13 protein-coding genes, 2 pseudogenes and 1 riboswitch are annotated in these 20340 nt (G+C 74.1%); of the genes and pseudogenes, 7 read left to right on the forward strand and 8 right to left on the reverse strand.

What is annotated here, in order from left to right:
- Positions 1-17: 17 nt before the first annotated feature.
- Positions 18-206 (reverse strand): annotated as a pseudogene (locus BM076_RS01885) (TetR-like C-terminal domain-containing protein); the annotation flags it as partial.
- An 11-nt stretch (positions 207-217) separates the two neighbouring features.
- Between BM076_RS01885 and BM076_RS36385 the strand changes: the two are divergent.
- Entirely contained in the window at positions 218-376 is a 159-nt protein-coding gene (locus BM076_RS36385; protein WP_177246281.1) for a hypothetical protein, read from the forward strand.
- Between the two features lie 92 nt (positions 377-468).
- On the opposite strand, the gene BM076_RS01890 is transcribed toward BM076_RS36385, so the two are convergent.
- The 7 genes from BM076_RS01890 to BM076_RS01920 all read right to left on the reverse strand — a co-directional run bounded on the left by BM076_RS01890 (position 469) and on the right by BM076_RS01920 (position 10927).
- The gene (locus BM076_RS01890; RefSeq protein ID WP_093711513.1) at positions 469-1770 is read right to left on the reverse strand and encodes a TRAP transporter large permease subunit; all 1302 of its coding nucleotides are present in this window, start codon (positions 1768-1770) and stop codon (positions 469-471) included.
- 4 nt (positions 1771-1774) lie between these two features.
- Positions 1775-2497: a hypothetical protein gene (locus BM076_RS01895; protein ID WP_245795643.1), complete on the reverse strand. Its 723-nt coding sequence runs from the start codon at positions 2495-2497 to the stop codon at positions 1775-1777.
- Positions 2494-4659 (reverse strand): hydantoinase/oxoprolinase family protein, encoded by a 2166-nt coding sequence (locus BM076_RS01900; RefSeq protein WP_093711514.1) that lies wholly within the window; start codon positions 4657-4659, stop codon positions 2494-2496. The genes BM076_RS01895 and BM076_RS01900 overlap by 4 nt, the downstream gene beginning before the upstream one ends.
- Before the next feature lie 112 nt (positions 4660-4771).
- Positions 4772-6385, reverse strand: coding sequence for an FAD-dependent oxidoreductase (locus tag BM076_RS01905; protein WP_093711515.1), 1614 nt, complete (start codon positions 6383-6385; stop codon positions 4772-4774).
- 108 nt (positions 6386-6493) lie between these two features.
- A complete protein-coding gene (locus BM076_RS01910) occupies positions 6494-7594 on the reverse strand; it encodes a LacI family DNA-binding transcriptional regulator (protein ID WP_093711516.1) in 1101 nt (366 codons plus the stop codon).
- Between the two features lie 967 nt (positions 7595-8561).
- Positions 8562-9395, reverse strand: coding sequence for a tetratricopeptide repeat protein (locus BM076_RS01915; protein ID WP_093711517.1), 834 nt, complete (start codon positions 9393-9395; stop codon positions 8562-8564).
- A gap of 74 nt (positions 9396-9469) precedes the next feature.
- Positions 9470-10927, reverse strand: a complete 1458-nt coding sequence (locus BM076_RS01920; protein ID WP_093711518.1) for a prenyltransferase/squalene oxidase repeat-containing protein — start codon at positions 10925-10927, stop codon at positions 9470-9472.
- A gap of 319 nt (positions 10928-11246) precedes the next feature.
- Positions 11247-11379: riboswitch (cobalamin riboswitch) on the forward strand.
- A gap of 108 nt (positions 11380-11487) precedes the next feature.
- On the opposite strand from BM076_RS01920, the gene BM076_RS38135 reads away from it, so the two are divergent.
- From BM076_RS38135 to BM076_RS01945, 6 genes and pseudogenes are all read left to right on the forward strand, one after another.
- Positions 11488-15180, forward strand: coding sequence for a prenyltransferase/squalene oxidase repeat-containing protein (locus BM076_RS38135; protein ID WP_143120499.1), 3693 nt, complete (start codon positions 11488-11490; stop codon positions 15178-15180).
- Complete coding sequence (locus BM076_RS01925; RefSeq protein ID WP_245795644.1) at positions 15177-16145, forward strand: hypothetical protein; 969 nt, start codon at positions 15177-15179, stop codon at positions 16143-16145. Before BM076_RS38135 ends, BM076_RS01925 begins: the two co-directional genes overlap by 4 nt.
- Entirely contained in the window at positions 16142-17341 is a 1200-nt protein-coding gene (locus tag BM076_RS01930) for a CbiQ family ECF transporter T component (RefSeq protein ID WP_093711519.1), read from the forward strand. The genes BM076_RS01925 and BM076_RS01930 overlap by 4 nt, the downstream gene beginning before the upstream one ends.
- Positions 17338-19008, forward strand: a complete 1671-nt coding sequence (locus BM076_RS01935; protein WP_093711520.1) for an ABC transporter ATP-binding protein — start codon at positions 17338-17340, stop codon at positions 19006-19008. The genes BM076_RS01930 and BM076_RS01935 overlap by 4 nt, the downstream gene beginning before the upstream one ends.
- Before the next feature lie 74 nt (positions 19009-19082).
- Positions 19083-19873: pseudogene (locus BM076_RS01940) on the forward strand (ECF transporter S component).
- Between the two features lie 118 nt (positions 19874-19991).
- Positions 19992-20315 carry a DUF1905 domain-containing protein gene (locus BM076_RS01945; protein ID WP_093711522.1) on the forward strand — a complete coding sequence of 108 codons (324 nt, stop codon included), beginning with the start codon at positions 19992-19994 and terminating at the stop codon, positions 20313-20315.
- Positions 20316-20340: the final 25 nt, after the last annotated feature.

A 20340-nucleotide genomic window follows, 5' to 3' on the forward strand; every position in this document is an offset into this window, starting at 1 on the left:
TGCGCCCTGCGTGCCGGTCAGCGCCCTTGTGCCGTATTGATCCTGCCGCGGACGTCCTCCAGCAGCTTCAGCATCGACATCCGGAAGACCTCGGCCTGGTGCTCGCCGAGGAATCCGGTGTGCCCGAACACCTCGAGGACGACCAGGCCGTGCAGCTGCCCCCACGCGCTCATCAGCAGCGCGGTGGCCGGCGCAGGCAGCCGCCCGCGGAGTCCTGGTGCCCTGGCTGCTCGGCCGCACCGCCTGGTACGCGCCCGGCTTCCTGCGCCGCTTCCACGACCGTTTCGGCCTCAGCGAGTCCGCTCCGGAACCGGCGCCCGCGGCAGGGCCCGTACCGGTCGGCCGGGCACCGTACGCGCCGGAGCCGCACCACTGACCGTGGTCCCCGGTCCCGGCCCCGGCCCCGGGACGACGATGTGCCCGCCTCCCCTGTCCCGGGGGGGGCGGGCACATCGCGCGGGCGGGCGGTCAGAGATACGTCGCCGCCGTCACGCAGAAACCGCCGAGGGCCACCAGCCAGACGTACGGCAGGGTGCGCGCCATCACCTGCTGCGGGGTCACCCCCGCGTACTGCGCCGCCCACACCGTCTGGGTGCTGGTCGGGTCGGCGACGCCGAAGACCTGGTTGTAGGAGGCGGTCAGGCCCAGGACGGCCAGGGGCGGGTAGATGCCGGCCGAGATCAGCACGCTGGCGATGCCCGCGCCGAGCCCGTACACGTTCAGCGGCCCGCGGTACAGGCACAGCGGCACCAGGACCACGAACACCACGACGAACAGCACCGGATTCTGCGGGCTGACGTCCTTCACCAGCGGGCGCAACGCGTCGATGGAGCCCGGCAGTTGGACCGCGGCCAGCAGGATGCCGATCGAGACGAACAGCGCGATGGGCGCGGCGGCGACCTCGAAGCCCGCGTAGAGGGTGCGCAGCAGCCGCTTGCTCATGTCCCGCGGCGGCGTCGTGGTGATCACCGCATAGATCACGCCCGCGAGCAGCGACGGAATGATCGCGATCTTGAAGCCGAGCGCGAGCACCAGCGGGACGACCGGGGTGAGCAGCGCGTACCAGCGGGCGTCGCCGAGCTGCGCGCGCCGGGCCGCGGCGCGGCTGTCGGCGGCGGGCGGCTTCGCGGTCGCGGACTTCAGCGCCCAGGAGTGCTCGGCCCCCCGGCGCCGGGTCTCGATCACCACGAAGAGGATCGCGGCGGCCAGCGCGAACGGGAACAGCTTGATCATGTAGCCGCGGACGTCGGAGACCGGCAGCTTCAGGGCCGTCGAGAAGAACTGCCACACCGGCAGCTCGAACGGCATGCCCGCCGCGATGCCCATCAGGATCGTGCCGGCGGCGGTGACCTTGGGGATGCCGACGGCGATCATCGCGGGAATCCCGATGATGCCGGCCAGCATCGCCGCGGGCGCCGAGCCGGTGACCGTACCCACCAGGGTGGACACGGCCAGCACGCCGAGCGCCACCACCACCGGCTGGTCGCCGCCGAATTCGACGATCTTGCGGACCAGCGTCCCGGCGATGCCCGTCTCGTCGAGCAGTTTGCCCAGCCACGAACCGAGGATGATCGCGATCATCGTCGCGGCGAGCATCGAGGCGCCGGTCTGGAGCACGGTGTCGGTGATGCTGTTCTCGCCCTTGAACGGCGCGCCCGCGATGACGGCGATGATCACGCCCAGGATGACGAGGGCGAAGGCCGTGGGGATCTTGCGGCTGAGCATGGCGGCGACTCCGGCCGCCATGACGAGCAGAATGAGGACACCCATGGTGTTACTTCTTTCTTCGGAGCGGGGACGCGGGCGGGGACGGGGAGTTGTGCGCGGCGGCCGGGCCGGACTCGGCTGCGCCGGCGGGTGGACCGGCGGTCGCGGAGTCGAGCACCGTGTCGAGCGCCGCCGTGAGCAGCAGCGGGCTGCGGCCGAGACTGCAGACCGCCTGGGCGTGCGCATGGGCGGCGATCTCCTCCGCGCCCGCCACATGCCCGTACAGCGCGCGGCCGCCGAGCGAGAGCAGCCGGTGGCCGAGCGCCCGGCGCAGCGCCGCGCGGCCCGGGCCGTGGTGCAGCTGCTCGTGCACCGCCTCGTGGGCCAGCGCCGCCTCGCGGACGCTGCCGGGTGGGAACCACGCGCGCCAGCTGAGGTCGTCGACCAGCCGCTCGGCGCGCGCCAGGACGTCGGTGAACAGCTCCACCGTCGGCGGCCTGGTCGTGTAGCGGGCGAGCAGGCCGTGGGCGAGGCCGCCGTCGCTCTCCACGATCCGGGCGGTGCCCGTCCGGGCGGGCAGTCCGGCCCCGTACGCGGCGGCCGACCGTGCCCACGACCGCAGTCGCGCGTCGGTGCGGCCCGGGTGCAGGCCGGTCGCCCGCAGCAGCCGCACCCCGAACTCGGCGTCGTCCAGCAGCGCCAGGTCGCGGGCCGCGGCGAGCGCCGCCGCTCCGGACGTACCGGACGTACCGGCTTTGGGGGCGCCGCCCCGGGTCCGGGTGGCGGTCATGACCTGACCTCCACCACCGCGACCACCTGCTCCTCCGCGGCCCGCGACCGCAGTTCGTTGCGGGCCAGCGCCAGCAGCGGCTGCGGGTCGAGCACCCCCGACAGGTCGGCGATCCGCGACCCGATCAGCAGCCGCAGCGCCGGGGCGCGCACCCCGCCGTCGCCGAAGGACGTGCTCTCCTCCACCAGCCGGGCCAGCGCCTGCGGCGCCTCGCCCGCGGTCGTCGTCGCCACCTTCGCGTCCGGCACGTGCAGCCGTACGATCCCGTCCGCGTCGATCACCCGCACCGGGTGCCGGACACCGCGGAACCGCTTGTGCACTTCCGTCCCGTACACCGTGTGCGCCGCCGTGCCCGCCAGCACCTCGACCCGGTCCGGGGCCGTCCTGAGGCTGGTCGCGGCGGTCGCCAGCAGGTCGTCGGCGGTCGCCCGGTGCGAGCGGTCCTGGGTGCGCAGCTCCGTCGCCCCCGTGGCGACCGCCCGCACCGTACTGGTCTGTGGGTCGACCGTCACCTCCACCTCGACGCTCTCGGCCGCCGCGCCCTGCGCGACCACGGCCTGCTCGGCCTCGGCGCGCACCGCCAGGATCTGCTCCTGCCGGGCGCCGGGCACGATCCGCTCGACCTGCTCGCGGATCAGCGCGAGCGCCACCCCGATCGGGCTGATCACCTCGCTGTGCCGCGCGATCCGGCCCTCGTAGCCGGTGACCGCGGCCAGGTGCGGGGTCACCGAGGCGGCCCCGCCGCCCCCGCCGACGAGCACCGCGCTCTCCTGGTCGAGCCGGTAGTCCTTGGCCATCGCGGCCACCACGCTCCGCACCTGCGCCACACCGGCGTCAAGGATGAGCGTGGCAGCGGCGGCGACGTCCACGCCGAGCGCCTTCGCCACCGGTGCGATCGCCGCCTGCGCGGTCCGCGGGTCGCTGCGCGCGAAATCGCCCTCCGGCACCCGGCCCAGCGCGTTGGCCGCGCAGGTCATGGTGACCGCGAACCGGCCGCCGGCCGCGTCCAGCACCGCGTAGTCGGCCGGGTCGCCGGCCATCGGACTGATCAGCGTGAGCGTCGCGTCCCGCAGATCCTCCTCGGCCGCGAAACAGGCGTAGGGCAGCCCCGCGATGTGCGCGCTGCGCGGCCCGACGGCCGTGACGGCGCCGCCGCCGATCCGCACCATCGACCCGCCGCCGACGCCGACCGTCCGCACGTCGAGCGCGGACAGATACGACGTCCTGCCGAGCATCGTGGCGTAGCGGACGGCGACCTTGCCGCCGCGCACCACGCTGATGTCGGTGGAGGTGCCGCCGGTCTCCAGGAACAGCCCCTCGCTGATCCGCTCCTGCATCAGCGCGCCCGCGACGCCCGCGGCCGGGCCCGACAGCACCGTCAGCAGCGGCCGGCGGCGCATCTCGTCCAGCGACATCACACCGCCGTCGCAGCGCATCACCATCAGCGGCGCGGTGACGCCCGCCTTGGTGATCGAGGCGTCCACCAGATCGGCGGTGGCCAGCATGCGCGGCAGGATCGCCGCGTTGACCACGGCGGTACGGGTCCGCTTGTGCAGCCCGTACAGCGAGGTGATCTCGTGGGCGGCGGTGGTCGGCAGACCGCGTAGGCGCGCCGCCGCGGCGACGGCGTCCTCGCCGTCCGGCGCGTCCACCGCGAAGGGCTCGGTGGCGACGACCGCCTGCGCGCCGGCGTCCGCGACGGCGGCCACCGCCGCCTCCACGGCGGCCGGGTCCGACGGGTCGGCGACATGCGCGTACGCCAGCGGCAGGTGCTTGCCGGGGACGAGTTCGAGCTTGCCGAAGGAGGCGAGGCGACGGGTGAACTGCGCGCCGGCGCCTGAGCCGATCCCGACCAGGCCGACGGTGGCGACGTCGCCCTCCAGCAGGGCGTTGGTGGCCTGGGTGGTGCCGTGCGCCAGGAAGGTCACGTCCTCGGGGGCGCGGCCGGTCTTCGCGAGCAGCTGGTCGAGGGCCTCGACGATGCCGTGCGCGACGCCGTCCTCATGGTGGTGGCTGGTGGGCACCTTCACCTGGCCGAGCAGTTCGAGGCTCGCGGCGTCGACGGCCACGGCGTCGGTGAAGGTTCCGCCCACGTCGATGCCGACGCGAATGCGGGCGGATGTCGGGCCGGTTCTCCGGTCGGTCTGCGGGTCGGTCGTCAAGGTCCTGCACCTCCTTGTGCGGGGGAGAGCTGCGGTGGGGGAGTGCTCGTTGCTCGTTGGGTGTTGCTCGTTGGTCGTGCGGGAGACGCGGTACGGCGACCCCGCCGTACGGTCAGTAGCCGCGGACGTCCGGCCAGTGCCGCTGGACGCCGGAGCGGTCCAGGACACGGGCGAATTCGGAGAAACGTTTCTCCTCTGCCTGGACCTGGTGCGGCTCGACACCGTCCGCCAGGCAGTGGGCGGCGAGCGCCCCCGCGACCTCGCCGATGTTCCACTCCACCGGATGCAGGCGGTAACAGCCGTTGGTGATGTGGGTGGTGCCGATGTTCTTGCCGGCCGGCAGCAGATTGCGCACCCGGCGCGGCAGCAGGGCGCCCAGCGGGATCTCGAAGGGCACCGAGCCGACGTCGATGTAGTTGTCGCCGCCGGTCGAAGGGTGCAGATCGATGCGGTAGTTGCCGATGCCGACCGAGTCCCGGTGGCGGGTGCCGCCGTACGGTCCGACGATGTCGATCGACACGTCGTGCTCGGTGATCGTGGTGACCGCCTTGATCCGCCGCGACTCGCGCACGTACGGCGCCTTCGCCAGGCCGTCGGCGGTGCCGGTGACGTCCGGCCGCAGCCGCAGCCCGGGGAAGCCCGTACCGCCGTCGGCGCGCGGCGCCTCCGTCTGCAGCCAGTAGGCCACCGACAGCGACAACTGCCGTGCCTCCGCGACCGCCTGACGGGACGTCTCCTCGCCCGCGCCGATCAGCGGCTTCAACCAGTAGTCGTTCAACGGCCAGTTGACGAGCGTGATGTCGGAGTCGAAGGAGCCGGGGCGGTGCATCCGGCGGGCCAGGATGCGGCGGAAGCCCCACAGCTCCTTGTCGCCCGCGTCGGCCGACTGGTCGGCGGTGACGTCCAGCGGGTCGAGGTCGGGGTTGGGCACGAAGGTGCGGGGAACCGGCTCCAGCGAGCGCGGGTCCGGCGCCATGAAGCCCAGCAGCGGGCCCGGCCAGAAGTCCGGCCGGTACGAGCGCCAGAAGTCGTACATCTCCGGCCGGTCGATGGTGTGGTCCTCGCCCTCGTGGTGCGAGAGCGCGAAACAGACCGTGATGCCCTGCTGGTTGAGCGGGTCGGCGGTCTCCGGGGCGTGCGGCTCGTCGAACTCCGCGCGCGCCTCGGCGCCCGACGCGTGCTCCACGGCGGCCAGTTCGAGCAGTTCACCGGTCTCGGTGGCGTCCACGACATAGCGCGCGGTCACCGTCCGCAGCTCGCCGGAGCGCAGGTCCCGCAGGGTGACGCCGCGTACGGTGTCGTCGTCGCCGGTCTCGGCGGCGACGGCGCGGTGCTCGGTGAGCAGCGTCAGCCGGCCGGCCGCGAGGTGCGGGGCGAGCATGCCCTCGAGCACCGCGAGGGCGACCCGCGGCTCGTGGCACAGCTTGCTGACCCGGCCCGCGCCCGGATTGAGGTCGGTGAGCCCCAGCGCCTCGGAACGCATCGGGTACCACTGGCGGTAGTACGTCCTGATGCCGTCGCGCAGCGCGCGGTAGCTCGCGGTCGTGCCGAACTGCTCGACCCACGGGTGCTCGTCCGGCGGTACGGCCTGGGAGGTGAGCTGTCCGCCCACCCAGTCGGTCTCCTCGGTCAGAACGACGGTGCGCCCGGCCCTGCAGGCCGCGAGCGCCGCGGCCACGCCGCCCAGCCCGCCGCCCACGACGAGGATGTCAGGTCCGGTCACCACAGATGTTCTCCTTGCGCTGTTCATACGTCGGATCAGGTCTCTTCGGGTTTCTTCGGATCGCTTCGGGTCGAACGGGTCATGTCGTGCGGGGCGCTCGCGCCGCCGGGCTCATCCGGCGGGCGTCGGTGGTGGGCCGACCGAGGCGCCCGGGCGGAAGGGACAGGCCACCAGCGGCTCCTGCGCCTCCTCGCCCGCGACCAGCGCGACGAGCATGCGGACGGCCGCGGCGCCGAGTTCGGTACGGGGGATGTCGAAGCCGGTGACGGGTGCGCTGTCGCGCTCCGGCGGGGGGCTGCCGAGGACCGCGAGCGACAGGTCGTCCGGCGCGCTGAGCCCGGCCTCGGCGACGGTGCGCTCCAGCGCCAGCCAGGCCGCACCGGTGTCGGTCTCCTCGGCGACGAGCGCGGTCACGCCGGCGTCCAGCCAGCCGCGCAGCACGTCCGGGGTGAGGGCGGATGCGGGGTCGGCGGTGCGGAAGACCGCGTCGGGTCCTGCGGGCAGCCCGGCCTCCTCCAGGCCCTTGAGGAAACCGTGCTCACGGTCGGTCGAGGCCGGCGCCTCGTCGTCCTCGCGGACCAGCACGATCTTGCGGTGACCGAGCGCGGCCAGGTGCGCGACGACCTCGCGGCTGGCGCTGATGTAGTCGGCGCCGACCCACGACAGGCCGTCCAGCTCGTCGCGCCGGCCGAGGTGCACCACCGGGAAACCGTCGTCCACCAGCCGCCGCAGCTCGGCGGCCGGTGCGTGCCGGCCGAGGAACAGGCACCCGTCCGCCAGCCGCACCCGGCTCAGCGCCTCCGGGCCCCCGGAACCGGCGCCGCCGGTGCTCGACCCCGTGAACAGCACCAGGTCATAGCCCTGCTCGGCCGCCTCGCACTCCACGCCCACCAGGAACGGGTAGTACGAGTGCCGCACGTCGGTCGGGAACGTCGCGGTGAAACTGAACACGCCGAGCATGTTGTTGCGCGCCGCCGCCAGCCGCCGGGCCGCCGGATCCGGCACGTACCCCAGCGTGCGCGCCGCCTCCAGCACTCGCCGCTGCGTCTCGGGAGCGATGCTCACCTTGTCCGTCCGCCCGGCCAGCACCAGCGAGACCGTCGCCTGCGACACCCCGGCCAGCCGCGCCACCTCGGCCTGCCGGGGCCGCCCCGTCCGATTCCCCTGCGCGGGCGCGCGCCCCGGCCGCTGCCGCTGCGGAGGTGTCTCCATCGTCGCTCCTCACTAGCTAATGCGTATTAATCATGCGCATTAACGAGCACTGTGGTCCTCGCGTCGGCGATAGTCAAGGGCGAACCCGAGATTTCGCCTGCGGCGGGCGGACGCGGACCGGCCTCGGCCCGAACGCGGACCGGTGCGCGGGCCCGGGGCCCCGGGGCGTTGCGGCTGCGCGCCGGGCGGGGTGCCGTGGCCGGCTGCGGGACGGTTTCCCTGTAGCGGGCGGCTCTCGGACACCGGGCGGTGTGGTGCGGCTGCGTGCCGGGCGGTGCGGCGGGGCCGAGTGCGGCGGCGGGTGTGCGTCGGATCTTGCGTCGGGGCGCGGGTGAGCCGTGGGCTGCGGGCGGGGCCGTCGGGCGGGGTGCATTGCGGCTGCCTGCCGGGGATCGGGGGGCGGGTCAGGAAGCGACTCTGTGCTGGGGCGCGGATGCGGGCCCGGTCCGCCAGACGGTCCTCCGAGGGCGTTGCAGCTGCGTGCCGGGCAGACAGGGCGGACCGGGCGCGGTGCCGTGGCCGGCTGCGGGACGGTTTCCCTGTAGCGGGCGGCTCTCGGACACCGGGCGGTGTGGTGCGGCTGCGTGCCGGGCGGTGCGTGGGTCGAGACCGGTGGCGTGTGTGCGTCAGGCTGCGGGGCGAGGTCGCCGAGCGGGACGTTTGCGCCCCGGTTCGGCTGTGGGCTGCTGTGCGGAGCGGATCGGTCCCGGGGGGCCGAGGGTGGCTCTGACCGGAGGGTGGGGGCAGTCCGGGATTGGGGCGCCGCGCCGGGCCGGCTCCATGCTGCCGGTGAAGCAACCGTGGGGCGTGGCCCTTGCTCCTGGCACGCGTGATCGACCTCGGACCGGTCCTCTCCCCGCGGCCGGCGCAATCCCGGCCGGCGGGTTGGGTGACGGCGCGTCAGGTCAGGATCGGGCCGCGCCGGATTGGGGTGACGGTGCGTCAGGACAGGTCAGGTGACGTCATGTCAGCTCTCGGGGATGCGGGTCAGGAGGGCGGCTGCTTCTTGGGTGCGGTAGTGGGTGGGGCCGAAGGTGGAGAGGCAGGTGGTGTGGGCGGCGGTGGCGCGGGTGCGGGCCTCGGCGGTGCGGCCGAGGTTCAGGAGGACGGTCGCGGTCACGACGTCGATCGCGCCGTTCTCCAGGCGACCCTGGCTGCCCTCGGGGAGGTCGCCGTGGATCGCGGCGGCACGTTCCGCCTCGGCCAGGGCCTCGTCGTGGTGGCCCTGGGCGGTGAGGGCGCGGGCCAGACCGAGGCGCAACACCACCGCGAACCGCTCGGTCGTACCGGGGTCGGCGAGGGCCTCGCGGGCCACCGCCTCGGCCTCCGCAGGACGACCCTGCGCGTTGAGTGCGTAGACCTGGCCGTTGCGGGCGGCGGCCACGAGTAGCGGCGCACCCGGATCCGTACCGCCGGCCGCGGCACGGGCGACGGCCGCGCACTCCGCCTCGGCCTCCGCGTGCCGGCCGAGCGCCGTCAGCGTCTGCGCACGGTCCGACCGCAGCTTCAGGGTCTGCACGTGCTCGGCCCCGAAGAGCCCGCCGAAGACCGGCAGCAACTCGTCGTACACAGCGAGCGCTTCGTCACGCCGGCCCTGCGCCCCCGCCGCCAGCGCGACGATCTGCCGCGCGAGCGGCGCGGTCGAGTCGTTCCTCCGCCACTCCCACGTCCGCGCCACGGACCGCGCTTCCGCCTCGGCCTCGGCGTAACTCCCCTCCAGGAACAGCTCGGTGGCCCGTGCCAGCGGCGGCTGTGTCAACCGTGAGCCGCCGTTCCGACGGCGCGACCCGAAGATATTCATGCCCGGAGCATACGGTCGCGCCGCACGCCCGTTCGACACGGGTGGTGGGCGCGACCGTCACGCCGCCAGGCGGCTCAGCTGCCGTAGCGCAGATAGACCGTGTCGCCGAGATGCACCGTCGTGCCGCGCGAGGCGGCGGTGAGGGAAGAGCCGTCAAGGGAGGACTTCCAGGTGGAAGTGCCGGAATTCGTCGTGCCGTTGAGGGCGGTGACGGTGCCGGCGCCGCTGGTCGGGCTGACGGCGGTGACGCAACCGGCGGGTGTGGCCGAGGACTTGGCGCTGTCCAGGACCGTGCCCAGCGTGGTGGCCGTACCGGTCGCCGCGATCGGCACCGAGCACACCTTCAGCGAGCCGGTGCCGTCGTCCACGACGAGGGCGAGCTTGCTGGTGGTACCGGAGGTGAAGGCCGAGGTGCCGACCCACTGGGGCGCCCCGGTGGTCACCGGGACCGGCGGCGTGGCGGTGAAGCCGCCGCCGGCGACGGCGCGGACAGCGTCGATCGAGGAGTACGCCGACGGGCCGGTGTCGGTCGGCAGATAGCGGAAGCCGCCGCCCGGCGAGAACTGCTGGGCGAGCAGGAAATCGATCGGCGTCTTGTGCGCCGCGGTGGTGAAGTCGGTGCCCTGCGGGTTGAATCCGCAGGCGTTGAGGCCGGAGACGGCCCAGCCGTTGGAATCGGTGTTGGCGCCGAACATCGAGTTGAAGGCGCCGGTGGTGTTGACGAGCTTGCCCTTGAGGAAATTCTTGCCCGCGACGACGGCCGCGTCGGTGTTGGGCACCCCGGCCGAGCACAGCGAGGCCAGCGTCGCGCCGGTCATGTCGATGTCGCTCGCGGTCGCGAGCTGTGTCGGATTGCCCGCGGCCTGCGAGTAGTTCCAGCCGCCATCGGTGTGCTCGTTGGCGCGGACGGCCGCGACCGAGGCGTCAAGCAGCACCTGCGGTACGCGCTGACCGCCGCCTTGCGTCTTCGCGCCCGCGAGGGCGAGCAGACCGAAGACGGTGCCGTTGAAATTGGCCGGCGGACCGTAGTAACCGGGCGCCGACGTCTGCCAGTACGAGGCGATGTCCGCGAACAGATTGCGGCCGGTGCCGACGCGGGCCGGGTCGATGCCCGCCGCGTAGGCGTTGAGCGCGCCGCGCTCGTAGTCCGTCACCACCGGTGAGGCGGACGGCCAGGCGGCGGTGGCGAGCAGATTCCGGTAGACGGTACGGGCGTTCTTGGTGGTGTCGCCGCCGGGGGCGACATCGGCCGCGGCGGTACCGGCGGCGGCGAAGGCGCTGAACGCCCACTCGTTGGACAGGCCGCTGCCCGCGTACGAACCATCCGCGGCCTGAAGGGACTTGAGGTAGGTGACACCGTTGGCCTTGGAGGTGGCGATCTGCGCCGGGGTCGACGTCGCCTGCGCGGGCGCGGTCGCCGCGAAGAGCAGGGCGCCGGCCGCCAGCGGTACAGCGACGGTGAGTGCCCGGCGGCGGTACGGGGTCCGGGTGGCGGCGACGGACCGGGCTGTGCCGGTGGTCGGGGTCGTCATGGGAAGGCAACTCTCCTTGGGTGGGGGCGCCGCGCGCCCCGGCCCCCGGGAAGTCTCCACGACCAGCCCGTGCCGGGGCGGTCGCCGCCCGATCGCGTGGTCAGGCTTCCGCACGTGCTGCGTCGCCGAGCGGGTGATCGGGCTCGGACCGCGACGCCGGACACCCGGCGAAGCGGCCCATACCGTTGCGCGTCAGCCCCGGATTCCCACCGGGTTCCCCCATTCGGTGACGACGCGAGGCTAGCGCAGCGCGACCCGTACGTAAGGGGCGCGGGGGAGTGGCGAAGGCAACTGTCCGCCACGTTGACGGCACATCCCGTGGCGTGGTGCTATGAAACGCATTTCCGATTCAGCAGCCAGGGGAAGCCGGTCGAAATCCGGCGCTGACCCGCAACCGTAGGCCCACCGTGAGGCGGGCGAGCCGGATTACCTGCGCTGAACAGCAAGTCACGATCGCCGTCGAGGACTACGGCACGGACGACAGGCCGGCCCGCGCGTACGCCCCGGGGCAGCCCACCTCCGTGGCCCGCCCCCTCGCCGGCCGACCCGGGGGGCCACCCGTGCTTCGTCTCGTCCCGCGCCGCCGTCCCAGACCGCCGCGTGTCCTCGTCCTGCTCACCGCCGCCGCACTGGCGGCCGGCAGCCTCGCGGCCGGACTGGTCACGACCGCGGCACCGGCCCACGCGGACCCGATCGGCGACTGCACCCCGACCTCCGGCGCGATCGTCGCCGTGGACTTCGGCCACTGGGACGGGCCGGTGCTGCGCGGCTGCGACGCGCACCCCACCACGGGCATGAATCTGCTGCACAACGCCGGTTTCACCACCACCGGCACCGTGCACGACGGCCCCGGCTTCATCTGCCGGATCGGCAACGACGGCTTCGACGGCGGCACCGCGTACCCGACGGCGGCCGACGAACCGTGCGTGCTGACGCCGCCGGCCGACGCGTACTGGTCGTACTGGATCGCGCCCGCCGGCCAGGACACCTGGACGTACAGCCCGCTCGGGGCGCTCGGCGACCACCCGCGGGACGGCGAGGTCGAGGCGTGGACCTTCGGTCCGACGGACATCGGCGGGACGACCGGCGGCCCGTCGTTCACCCCCGACTCGGTCCGCGCCCACGACACCACCCCGCCGACCACCCCTCCCACGACGCCGCCCACCACGCCCCCGACGAGCCCCGGCGGCAAGCCCGCCGACGTGCCCGCCGCGGCCGCCTGGCTGAAGGACCAGCTCACCGACGGCGACCACGTCTTCGACGGCTGGGGCACCGACTACACCGCGACGGTCAACACCGCGATCGCGCTGGCCGCGGCCGGCGGACCCGACACCACGATCCGCGCGATCGACGCCTACCTGACCGCGCACGCCGACGACTATCTGCTGCCCGACGCCACGGTCACCGTGCCCAGCCCGGCCGCCGCCGCGAATCTGGCGCTGCTCACCGAGATACTCGGCGGCGACCCGACGACATTCGGCGGACACGATCTGCTCGCCGACCTGACCGGCCACGTCTGCACCGAAGCCGGCAGTTCCGGCAACTGCACCGCGGCCGGCGACTTCTACGGCGCCTTCTCGCCCGGCACCCAGGCCCGCGCCCTGCTCGCGCTCGCCCGCGGCGGCGCCACCGTCCCGCAGCCCGCGATCGACCGGCTCACCGGCATGCAGTGCAAGGACGGCGGCTTCTCCGGCTCGATGCTCTCGCCCGGCGAGACCTGCACCTCCGACCCCGGCTCGACCTCCGACGCGGTGACCGCGCTCAAGCACCTCCCCGGCACCGGCGACGTCCTCGACAAGGCGCAGGCGTATCTGCTGAAGTCCCAGTCCGCGGACGGCGGTTACCTGCCCTACGACGGCGCCTCGTCCGGCGACACCGGCACCACCGCGGGCGCCGCGCAGGCGCTCTCCGTCCTGGCGCGGGCCGACGAAGCGACGGCGGCCCGCGGCTGGCTGGCCGCGCGGCAGACCGACGCGGGCGGCTTCGCGCCCGACGGCTCCGGCGGCACCGCCCCGGACCTCTACGCCTCCACCGCCGCCCTCGTGGCCGTCACCGGCGGCGACCTCGGCAGCCTGACCTACGGCGACGACCAGCCGACGACGCCTCCCACGACCCCGCCGACCACCCCGCCCACGACACCCCCCACCACACCGCCGACGACCGGACCCACCACCCCGGCCGCCGCGACCCCCGACCTCACCAAGGGCGTCGCCTACCTGATCAACCGCGGCAATCTGGTCGACGGCCACTACTACGAGGCGACCGCGGGACAGCACACCGGCTTCGCGGACTTCGGCCTGACCATCGACGGAGTCCTCGCGCTCGCCGCGACCGGCGGCGCAGACGACACCCTGGCCGGGATCACCGACTTCCTCCAGCACGGCAAGGACGGCGGCGGCAGGGGCATCGACGACTGGACACTGATCGGCACCGCCTACGCGCAGGGCGGCTCGCTCGCCAAGGAGGCCGTCGCCGCCGAGGTCACCGGCAACGACCCGCGCTCCTTCGGCGGCCACGACCTGATCGCCGCGCTCGACGGCACCATCTGCGCCGCGAAGGACACCTCCGGTGGCTGCGCCGACAGGAACAACTACGCCTACGCCACCTCCGTCTTCTCCCAATCCCTCGGCGTCATCGCCCAGTTGCGGGCGGGCGACACCGCGAAGGCCGCGGGGCCCGTCGCGTATCTGGAGAGCCTCCAGGACGGCGACGGCGCCTGGCCGAGCCTGATCCCCGGCAGCGACCAGGACGTGGACAGCACCGCGATGGCGATGATGGCCCTCGATCTGGTGCCCGGCGACACCGCCGCGAAGGCCGTCGCCAAGGGCGCCGCATGGATAGCGAAGCAGCAGCTCGCAGACGGCGGTTTCCACGGCGCGGCCGGCGACTCGGTCAACTCCGCCGCCCTCGCCGTCCAGGGCCTGAGCCTGGACGCCCCCACGTACGCGGCGCGGATCGCGAAGGCGCGCGCCTTCCTCGCCACGCAGCAGAACAAGGACGGCGGCTTCCGCGTCGCCTCCGACAGCGACCAGAAGCAGTCCGACGTCCGCGCCTCCACCCAGGCCGTCGGCGGCACCACCGGCACCTCCTTCGGCACGCTGCTGCGCGACCTCACCGACCAGAAGGCCGCCAAGGACGGCGCCGCCTATCTGGTGAAGCAGCTGGGCGGCAGCGACCACCTCGCCAACTCCTACGGCCCGGACTACGGATTGACCGCCGACCTCGCGCTCGCGCTCGCCGCCACCGGCGGCCAGGACCCGACGCTCGCCAAGGTCACCGGCTATCTCGTGGCCCACACCGCCGACTACGCCGACCCGGCGGGCACCTCCGCCTACCCGGGCCCGTACAGCGGCGCCACCGCCAAACTCGCCGTGCTCGCCCAGGTGATGGGCCAGGACCCGCGCCACTTCGGCGGCTTCGACCTGCTGGGCACGCTCACCGGCCACGTCTGCGCCGCCGCCACCGACGACGGCGCCTGCACCGCCCCCGGCGACTTCGGCCAGGCGTACTCGACGGTCTCGCAGGCGCTCGGCGTCCTCGCCCTGGCCCGCGCCGGCCAGGCCCCGCCCGCGGCCACCGTGGACCGGCTGCTCCAACTCCAGTGCGCCGACGGCGGGTTCTCCCCCACTCTCATCGCCAAGGGCGCCGACTGCGCCTCCGACGTGGACACCACCGGCTACGCGCTCCAGGCCCTGGTCCTCGTACCGGGACACGCCGACGCCGTCGCGAAGGCACGCGCGTACCTGGTCAAGGCCCAGCAGAAGAACGGCGGTTACCAGGGCGCCGCCGGAGTGAGCAGCAATTCCACCGCGCTCGCCGTGCAGGCGCTGCTGTCCACCGACAAGATCCGCCCCCAACAGGCCCGCGACGGACAGGAGTTCCTGCGCGGGACGCAGAATGCGGACGGCGGCTTCCGGGTCACCGACGCCAAGGGCGACTCCGACACCCGCTCCAGCACCCAGGCCGTCCCCGCCCTCGCCGGCACCCCGCTGACCACCCTCACCCACGCCCTCGCCCCCATCGCGCCCTCCGGGCACGGCGGTTCGTCCGGTGGTACGGGCGGCTCGGGTGACACGGGCGGCTCGTCCGGCTCCTCGGGCGGGTCCGGCGGCAGTGACTCCGACGGCGGTTCGCTGGCCGCCACCGGCACCGGCGTGCTGGCCCTCGCCGGGGCCGCCGCACTGCTGCTGGCCGCCGGCGGCGCGCTGACCGTACGGCGGCGGCGCACCGCGCACTCGGGGAGGCACCAGTGAGGGGCCCGCGGACACCGATACGCACCGCGCGGCGCGGCGGCCGGTCCGTGGTGGGCCGCGCCACCGCGGCCCTGGCGCTGGCCTTCGCCGCGGTGTGCGGCGGCCTCACCCTGGGCGCCGCGCCCGCGGCGGCGACACCGCAGCCGATGACCGCCTGCACCACCACCAAGGGCGTGGTGCTCGCGGTGGACTTCAGCCGCTGGGGCGGCCCGCTGCTGCGCTCCTGCGGCACCACGCCCACCACCGGCTACACCCTGCTCAATCAAGGCGGTTGGGCGACCACCGGCACCCAGCACGACGGTCCGGCCTTCATCTGCCGGATCGGCTACGCCGGTTACCAGAACGGCAAGCAGTATCCGACGTCCAAGGACGAGGCGTGCGTGCTGACTCCGCCCGCCACCGCCTACTGGTCGTACTGGCACGCCGACCCGGGCAAGAACACCTGGTCCTACAGCCAGTTGGGCGCCATGAGCTACCACCCCAAGCCCGGCAGCGTGGACCTGTGGATCTTCGGCGCCACCAACATCGCGGGCACACAGGGCCGTCCGACCTTCTCACCCGACAGCGTCCGGGCGCACAACACTCCCTCCGGCGGTACGACCACCCCGCCCGCGAAGAAGGGTGCGACGACCGGCGGCGCGGGCGCGCACACGACGGCGCCGCCCGTGAAGCCCACGCACCGCGCGGCGAACACCCCCACCGCCACGGCCGGCACGAAGTCCGCGGGCCCGAGCCCGACGGCGACCACGCCGTCCGCCAGTACGTCCACGGCCGCCGCCCCGGCCACCCCCGGCACCGCTTCCCCCACCGGGCCGCGAACCCAGGACGCGGAACCCACCGCCGCCGCGGGCCACTCCTCCGGCTCCGTGCTGCCCGTCGCGATCACCGCCGCGGTGGTGGCGGTGATCGCCGTCGCCGCTGCCCTCCGGGTCAGGCGGCGGCGGAACGCGGGCCACGCCCCGTGACCGGGGCTCCGGCACCGGAAGCCGCCGTCCCCGCCGTCACGGGCCGGGGGCGGCGGCTGCCGCGTACGCTGCACCCGGTCGCCTGGTGGATCTGGGGCATCGCGCTCGCCACCGCCGTCAGCCGCACCACCAACCCGCTGCTGCTCTTCCTCGTGCTCGCCGTCCTCGGCTACGTCGTCACCGAGCGCCGCACCGACGCCCCCTGGGCCCGCGGCTTCCGCTACTACCTGTGGCTGGCGCTGACCGTCGTCGCGATCCGCGTCGTCTTCCGCTGCGTGTTCGCCACCGGCATCACCCCCGCCGACCACATCATGTTCTCGCTGCCGCACATCCCGACCCCTCACTGGTACGCGGGCATCCAACTCGGCGGCCCGGTCTCCCTGGAGGCCACGCTGTCCGCCGCGACCGACGGACTGCGGCTCGCCTGCCTGCTGTGCTGCATCGGCGCCGCCAACACCCTCGCCAACCCCAAGCGCGCCCTGCGCGTACTGCCCGGCGCCCTGTACGAACTGGGCGTCGCCGTCACGGTGTCGCTCAGCGTCGCACCCCAACTCGTCGAGAGCGTCCAGCGGGTGGCCCGCGCCCGGCGGCTGCGCGCGGACGGCGCCACGGGGCTGCGGGCGCTGCGCAGCATCCTGATCCCCGTCCTGGAGGACGCGCTCGAACGCTCCCTGCACCTGGCCGCCGCCATGGACTCGCGCGGCTACGGCCGGGCCGGCACCGCCACCCGTGCCTCCCGCCGTACGACCGCCGCCCTGATGCTCGGCGGCATGCTCGGCCTGTGCACCGGCGTCTACGGACTGCTCGACGGCACCACACCGCGCGCGCTCGGACTGCCGGCCCTGCTCGGCGGATCGCTGCTGTGCTGCGCCGGACTCGCCCTCGGCGGCCGGCGGGTGCGCCGTACGAGCTACCGCCCCGACCCGTGGCGGGCCCCGGAGTGGGCGGTCGCGCTGTGCGGCGTCGGCACCGCCGTCGTACTCTTCCTGACCGTCGGCTACAACGCCGCCGACCTCAACCCCAGCCTGTACCCGCTGCGTTGGCCGACACTGCCGTGGCTGCCCGCCGCCGCGATCCTGCTCGCGGGCCTGGCCGCCTTCGCGGCGCCGCCCCCGGCCCGCACCCCCGCCGCCGCGCCTGCCGCGCCCGCGCGCGCCGCCGCACCGACCGAGAAGCCGAGCGAGGCCCTGCTGTGATCCGATTCGACGAGGTCAGCGTCGTCTACGCGGGCGCCGATCAGCCGGTGCTGCGGGACGTCGACCTGACGCTGGAAGAAGGCGAACTGTGCCTGGTCGTCGGCCGGACCGGCGCGGGCAAGTCCACGCTGCTGGGCACCGTCAACGGTCTGGTGCCGCACTTCACCGGCGGCACCCTGGCCGGCCGGGTCACCGTCGACGGCCGCGACACCGCCCACTTCCCGCCGCGTGAACTCGCCGACGTCGTGGGTGTGGTGGGCCAGGACCCGCTCGCCGGATTCGTCACCGACACCGTCGAGGAGGAACTCGCCTACGTGATGGAGCAGTTGGCGGTCCCCGCCGATGTGATGCGCAAGCGCGTCGAGGAGACCCTCGACCTGATGGGCCTGGCCGACCTGCGGCACCGCGCGCTGAGCGAACTCTCCGGCGGCCAGCAGCAACGCGTCGCCATCGGCTCCGTCCTCACCGCCCACCCCAAGGTCCTGGTGCTGGACGAGCCCACCTCCGCGCTCGACCCGACCGCCGCGGAAGAAGTGCTCGCCGCCGTCGTCCGGCTGGTACACGACCTCGGCGTGACGGTCGTACTCGCGGAACACCGCCTGGAGCGCGTCGTGCAGTACGCCGACCGCGTCCTGCACCTCACCGGCGACGGCACCGTCACCTCGGCCGCGCCGCCCGTCGCCTTCCGTACCGCCTCCGTCGCGCCCCCGGTGGTCGACCTCGGCCGCCTCGCCCGCTGGGACCCGCTGCCGCTGTCCGTACGCGACGCCCGGCGCGCCGCCGCGCCCCTGCGGCAGCAGCTCACCGGACGTCCCGTACCGCCCGCCCGTACCGCGCACGCCACCGACGGCGCCCCCGCGCTGACCGCCCGCGGCATCGTCGTCCGCTACGGCGACGTGGTCGCGGTCCGCGACGTCGACCTCGACCTGCGGGCCGGTGAGGTCACCGCCCTCATGGGCCGCAACGGCTCCGGCAAGTCCTCGCTGCTGTGGGCGCTGCACGGCGCGGGCCCGCGCCAGGCCGGCACCGTACGCCTCGCCGACGCCCCGTCAACTCCCGTGGAGAGCAAGGCAGTACGGAGGTTCGGCGCGCGGCGTACGACGAAGGCGGAACAGCGCCGCCGCGTCGGACTCGTCCCGCAGACGCCCACCGACCTGCTCTATCTGGAGACCGTCGGCGCCGAACTCGCCCAGGCCGACCGCGAGTCGGGCGCCGCCGCCCCGGACGGCGCGCGGGACATCCTGGACCGGCTCGCCCCCGGCATCCCCGACGACACCCATCCCCGCGACCTGTCCGAGGGCCAGAAACTCGCCCTCGTCCTGGCACTCCAGCTCACCACCGCACCCGATGTCGTCCTCCTCGACGAGCCGACCCGCGGCCTGGACTACCAGGCCAAACGGGCCCTCATCCGGATCGTGGACGCGCTGGCCGCCGAAGGCCGCAGCGTGGTGATCTCCACCCACGACGTGGAATTCGTCGCCGCGAGCGCCGACCGGGTGATCGTCATGGCCGAGGGCGAGACCGTCGCCGACGGCAGCACGGCCGACGTCATCGTCGCCTCACCGGCCTTCGCGCCGCAGGCCGCCAAGATCCTGGCACCACTGCCGTATCTGACGGTCGGTCAGGTCGAGGGCGCGCTCGCCGCGGCGGGAACGGGGACGCGGTGACGGCGACGGGGACGCGCGGCGGGGACGGGGGTCGTGCGACGGCCACGAGGACGCGCGGCGCCACCGCCGTACGGATGCACGCGACGGCCGTCGTCACGATCGTGCTCGCCGCCTTCATCGGCATCGTCGCCTTCTTCTGGCCCTTCGTCGTCGCCCCCGGCCGCTTCGGCACCTCCTACGCGCCGCCGCTGATCTTCGGCGTCCTGCTCGTCCTCGTCCTGGCCGTCGTCCTCGCCCAGATCGCCGACGGCGGCATCGACGCCAAGGCCCTGGCCATGCTCGGTGTGTTGTCCGCCGTCAACGCCGCCCTGCGCCCGCTCGGCGCCGGAACCGCGGGAATCGAGACCGTCTTCTTCGTCCTCGTCCTCGCCGGACGCGTCTTCGGCCCCGGCTTCGGCTTCACCCTCGGCTGCACGTCGCTGTTCGCCTCCGCCCTGCTCACCGGCGGCGTCGGCCCCTGGATGCCGTACCAGATGTTCGGCTGCGCCTTCGTCGGCATGCTCGCCGGACTCCTCCCGCGCGCCCGCGGCAAGGCCGAGATCCTGCTGCTCGCCGCGTACGGCTCCGCCTCCGGCTATCTCTTCGGCTTCCTGCTCAACCTCTCTTTCTGGCCCTTCTCCCTCGACCCCGGAAGCTCCATCGCCTACCTGCCCGGCCTGCCCTTCACCGAGCAGTGGCACCGCTACCTCGCCTTCGACGTCGCCACCTCGCTGGGCTGGGACACCGGCCGCGCCGTCACCAACTTCATCGCCATCCTGCTCGCGGGACCCGCCGCCCTGGTGACCTTCCGCCGCGCCGCCCGCCGCGCCAACTTCACCGCGCGCCGATCCGCTTCGCGCCCAAGGGGACGGTCCAAGGGGACTGAGGAGGCCGCCCACGGCTGACCCGGCGATCGGGCCGGCCCGGCCGGGAGCGGCGGCGAGGCGGCCGTTGTCGGTGGGGTGGCCTAGCCTGGCGGTTCCGACGGAAAGGAGAGTGCGGGCATGGACGGGGACATCGGGGCGGGCGACACCGAATTCGTCTTCGCCGGGCGTGTGGTCGAGTGGCGCGGGCCGGCGCCGTACTACTTCGTGCCCGTGCCCGACGAGGAGTCCGCGGACATCGCGGCGGTGGCCGCGCTGGCGACGTACGGGTGGGGCGTGATCCCGGTGCGCGCGCGGATCGGCGGCACCGCGTTCGAGACGTCGCTCTTCCCGAAGGACGGCGGCTATCTGCTGCCGCTGAAGAACGCCGTGCGCAAACCGGAGGAGCTGGCGGCGGGCGACGACGTCAGGGTGGAGATGGAGGTGCTGCTCCGCCGGCCCTGACGCCGGGCGCCCGCCCGCCCGTTCG

The sequence above is a fragment of the Actinacidiphila alni genome, from assembly GCF_900112845.1.
GTDB lineage: Bacteria > Actinomycetota > Actinomycetes > Streptomycetales > Streptomycetaceae > Actinacidiphila > Actinacidiphila alni.

Excerpts from the sequence above, each read along its gene's own strand:
- BM076_RS01890 (WP_093711513.1), bottom strand. The coding sequence starts at position 1,770 with ATGGGTGTCCTCATTCTGCTCGTCATGGCGGCCGGAGTCGCCGCCATG.
- BM076_RS01895 (WP_245795643.1), bottom strand. The coding sequence starts at position 2,497 with ATGACCGCCACCCGGACCCGGGGCGGCGCCCCCAAAGCCGGTACGTCC.
- BM076_RS01910 (WP_093711516.1), bottom strand. The coding sequence starts at position 7,594 with ATGGAGACACCTCCGCAGCGGCAGCGGCCGGGGCGCGCGCCCGCGCAG.
- BM076_RS01915 (WP_093711517.1), bottom strand. The coding sequence starts at position 9,395 with ATGAATATCTTCGGGTCGCGCCGTCGGAACGGCGGCTCACGGTTGACA.
- BM076_RS01920 (WP_093711518.1), bottom strand. The coding sequence starts at position 10,927 with ATGACGACCCCGACCACCGGCACAGCCCGGTCCGTCGCCGCCACCCGG.
- BM076_RS01945 (WP_093711522.1), top strand. The coding sequence starts at position 19,992 with ATGGACGGGGACATCGGGGCGGGCGACACCGAATTCGTCTTCGCCGGG.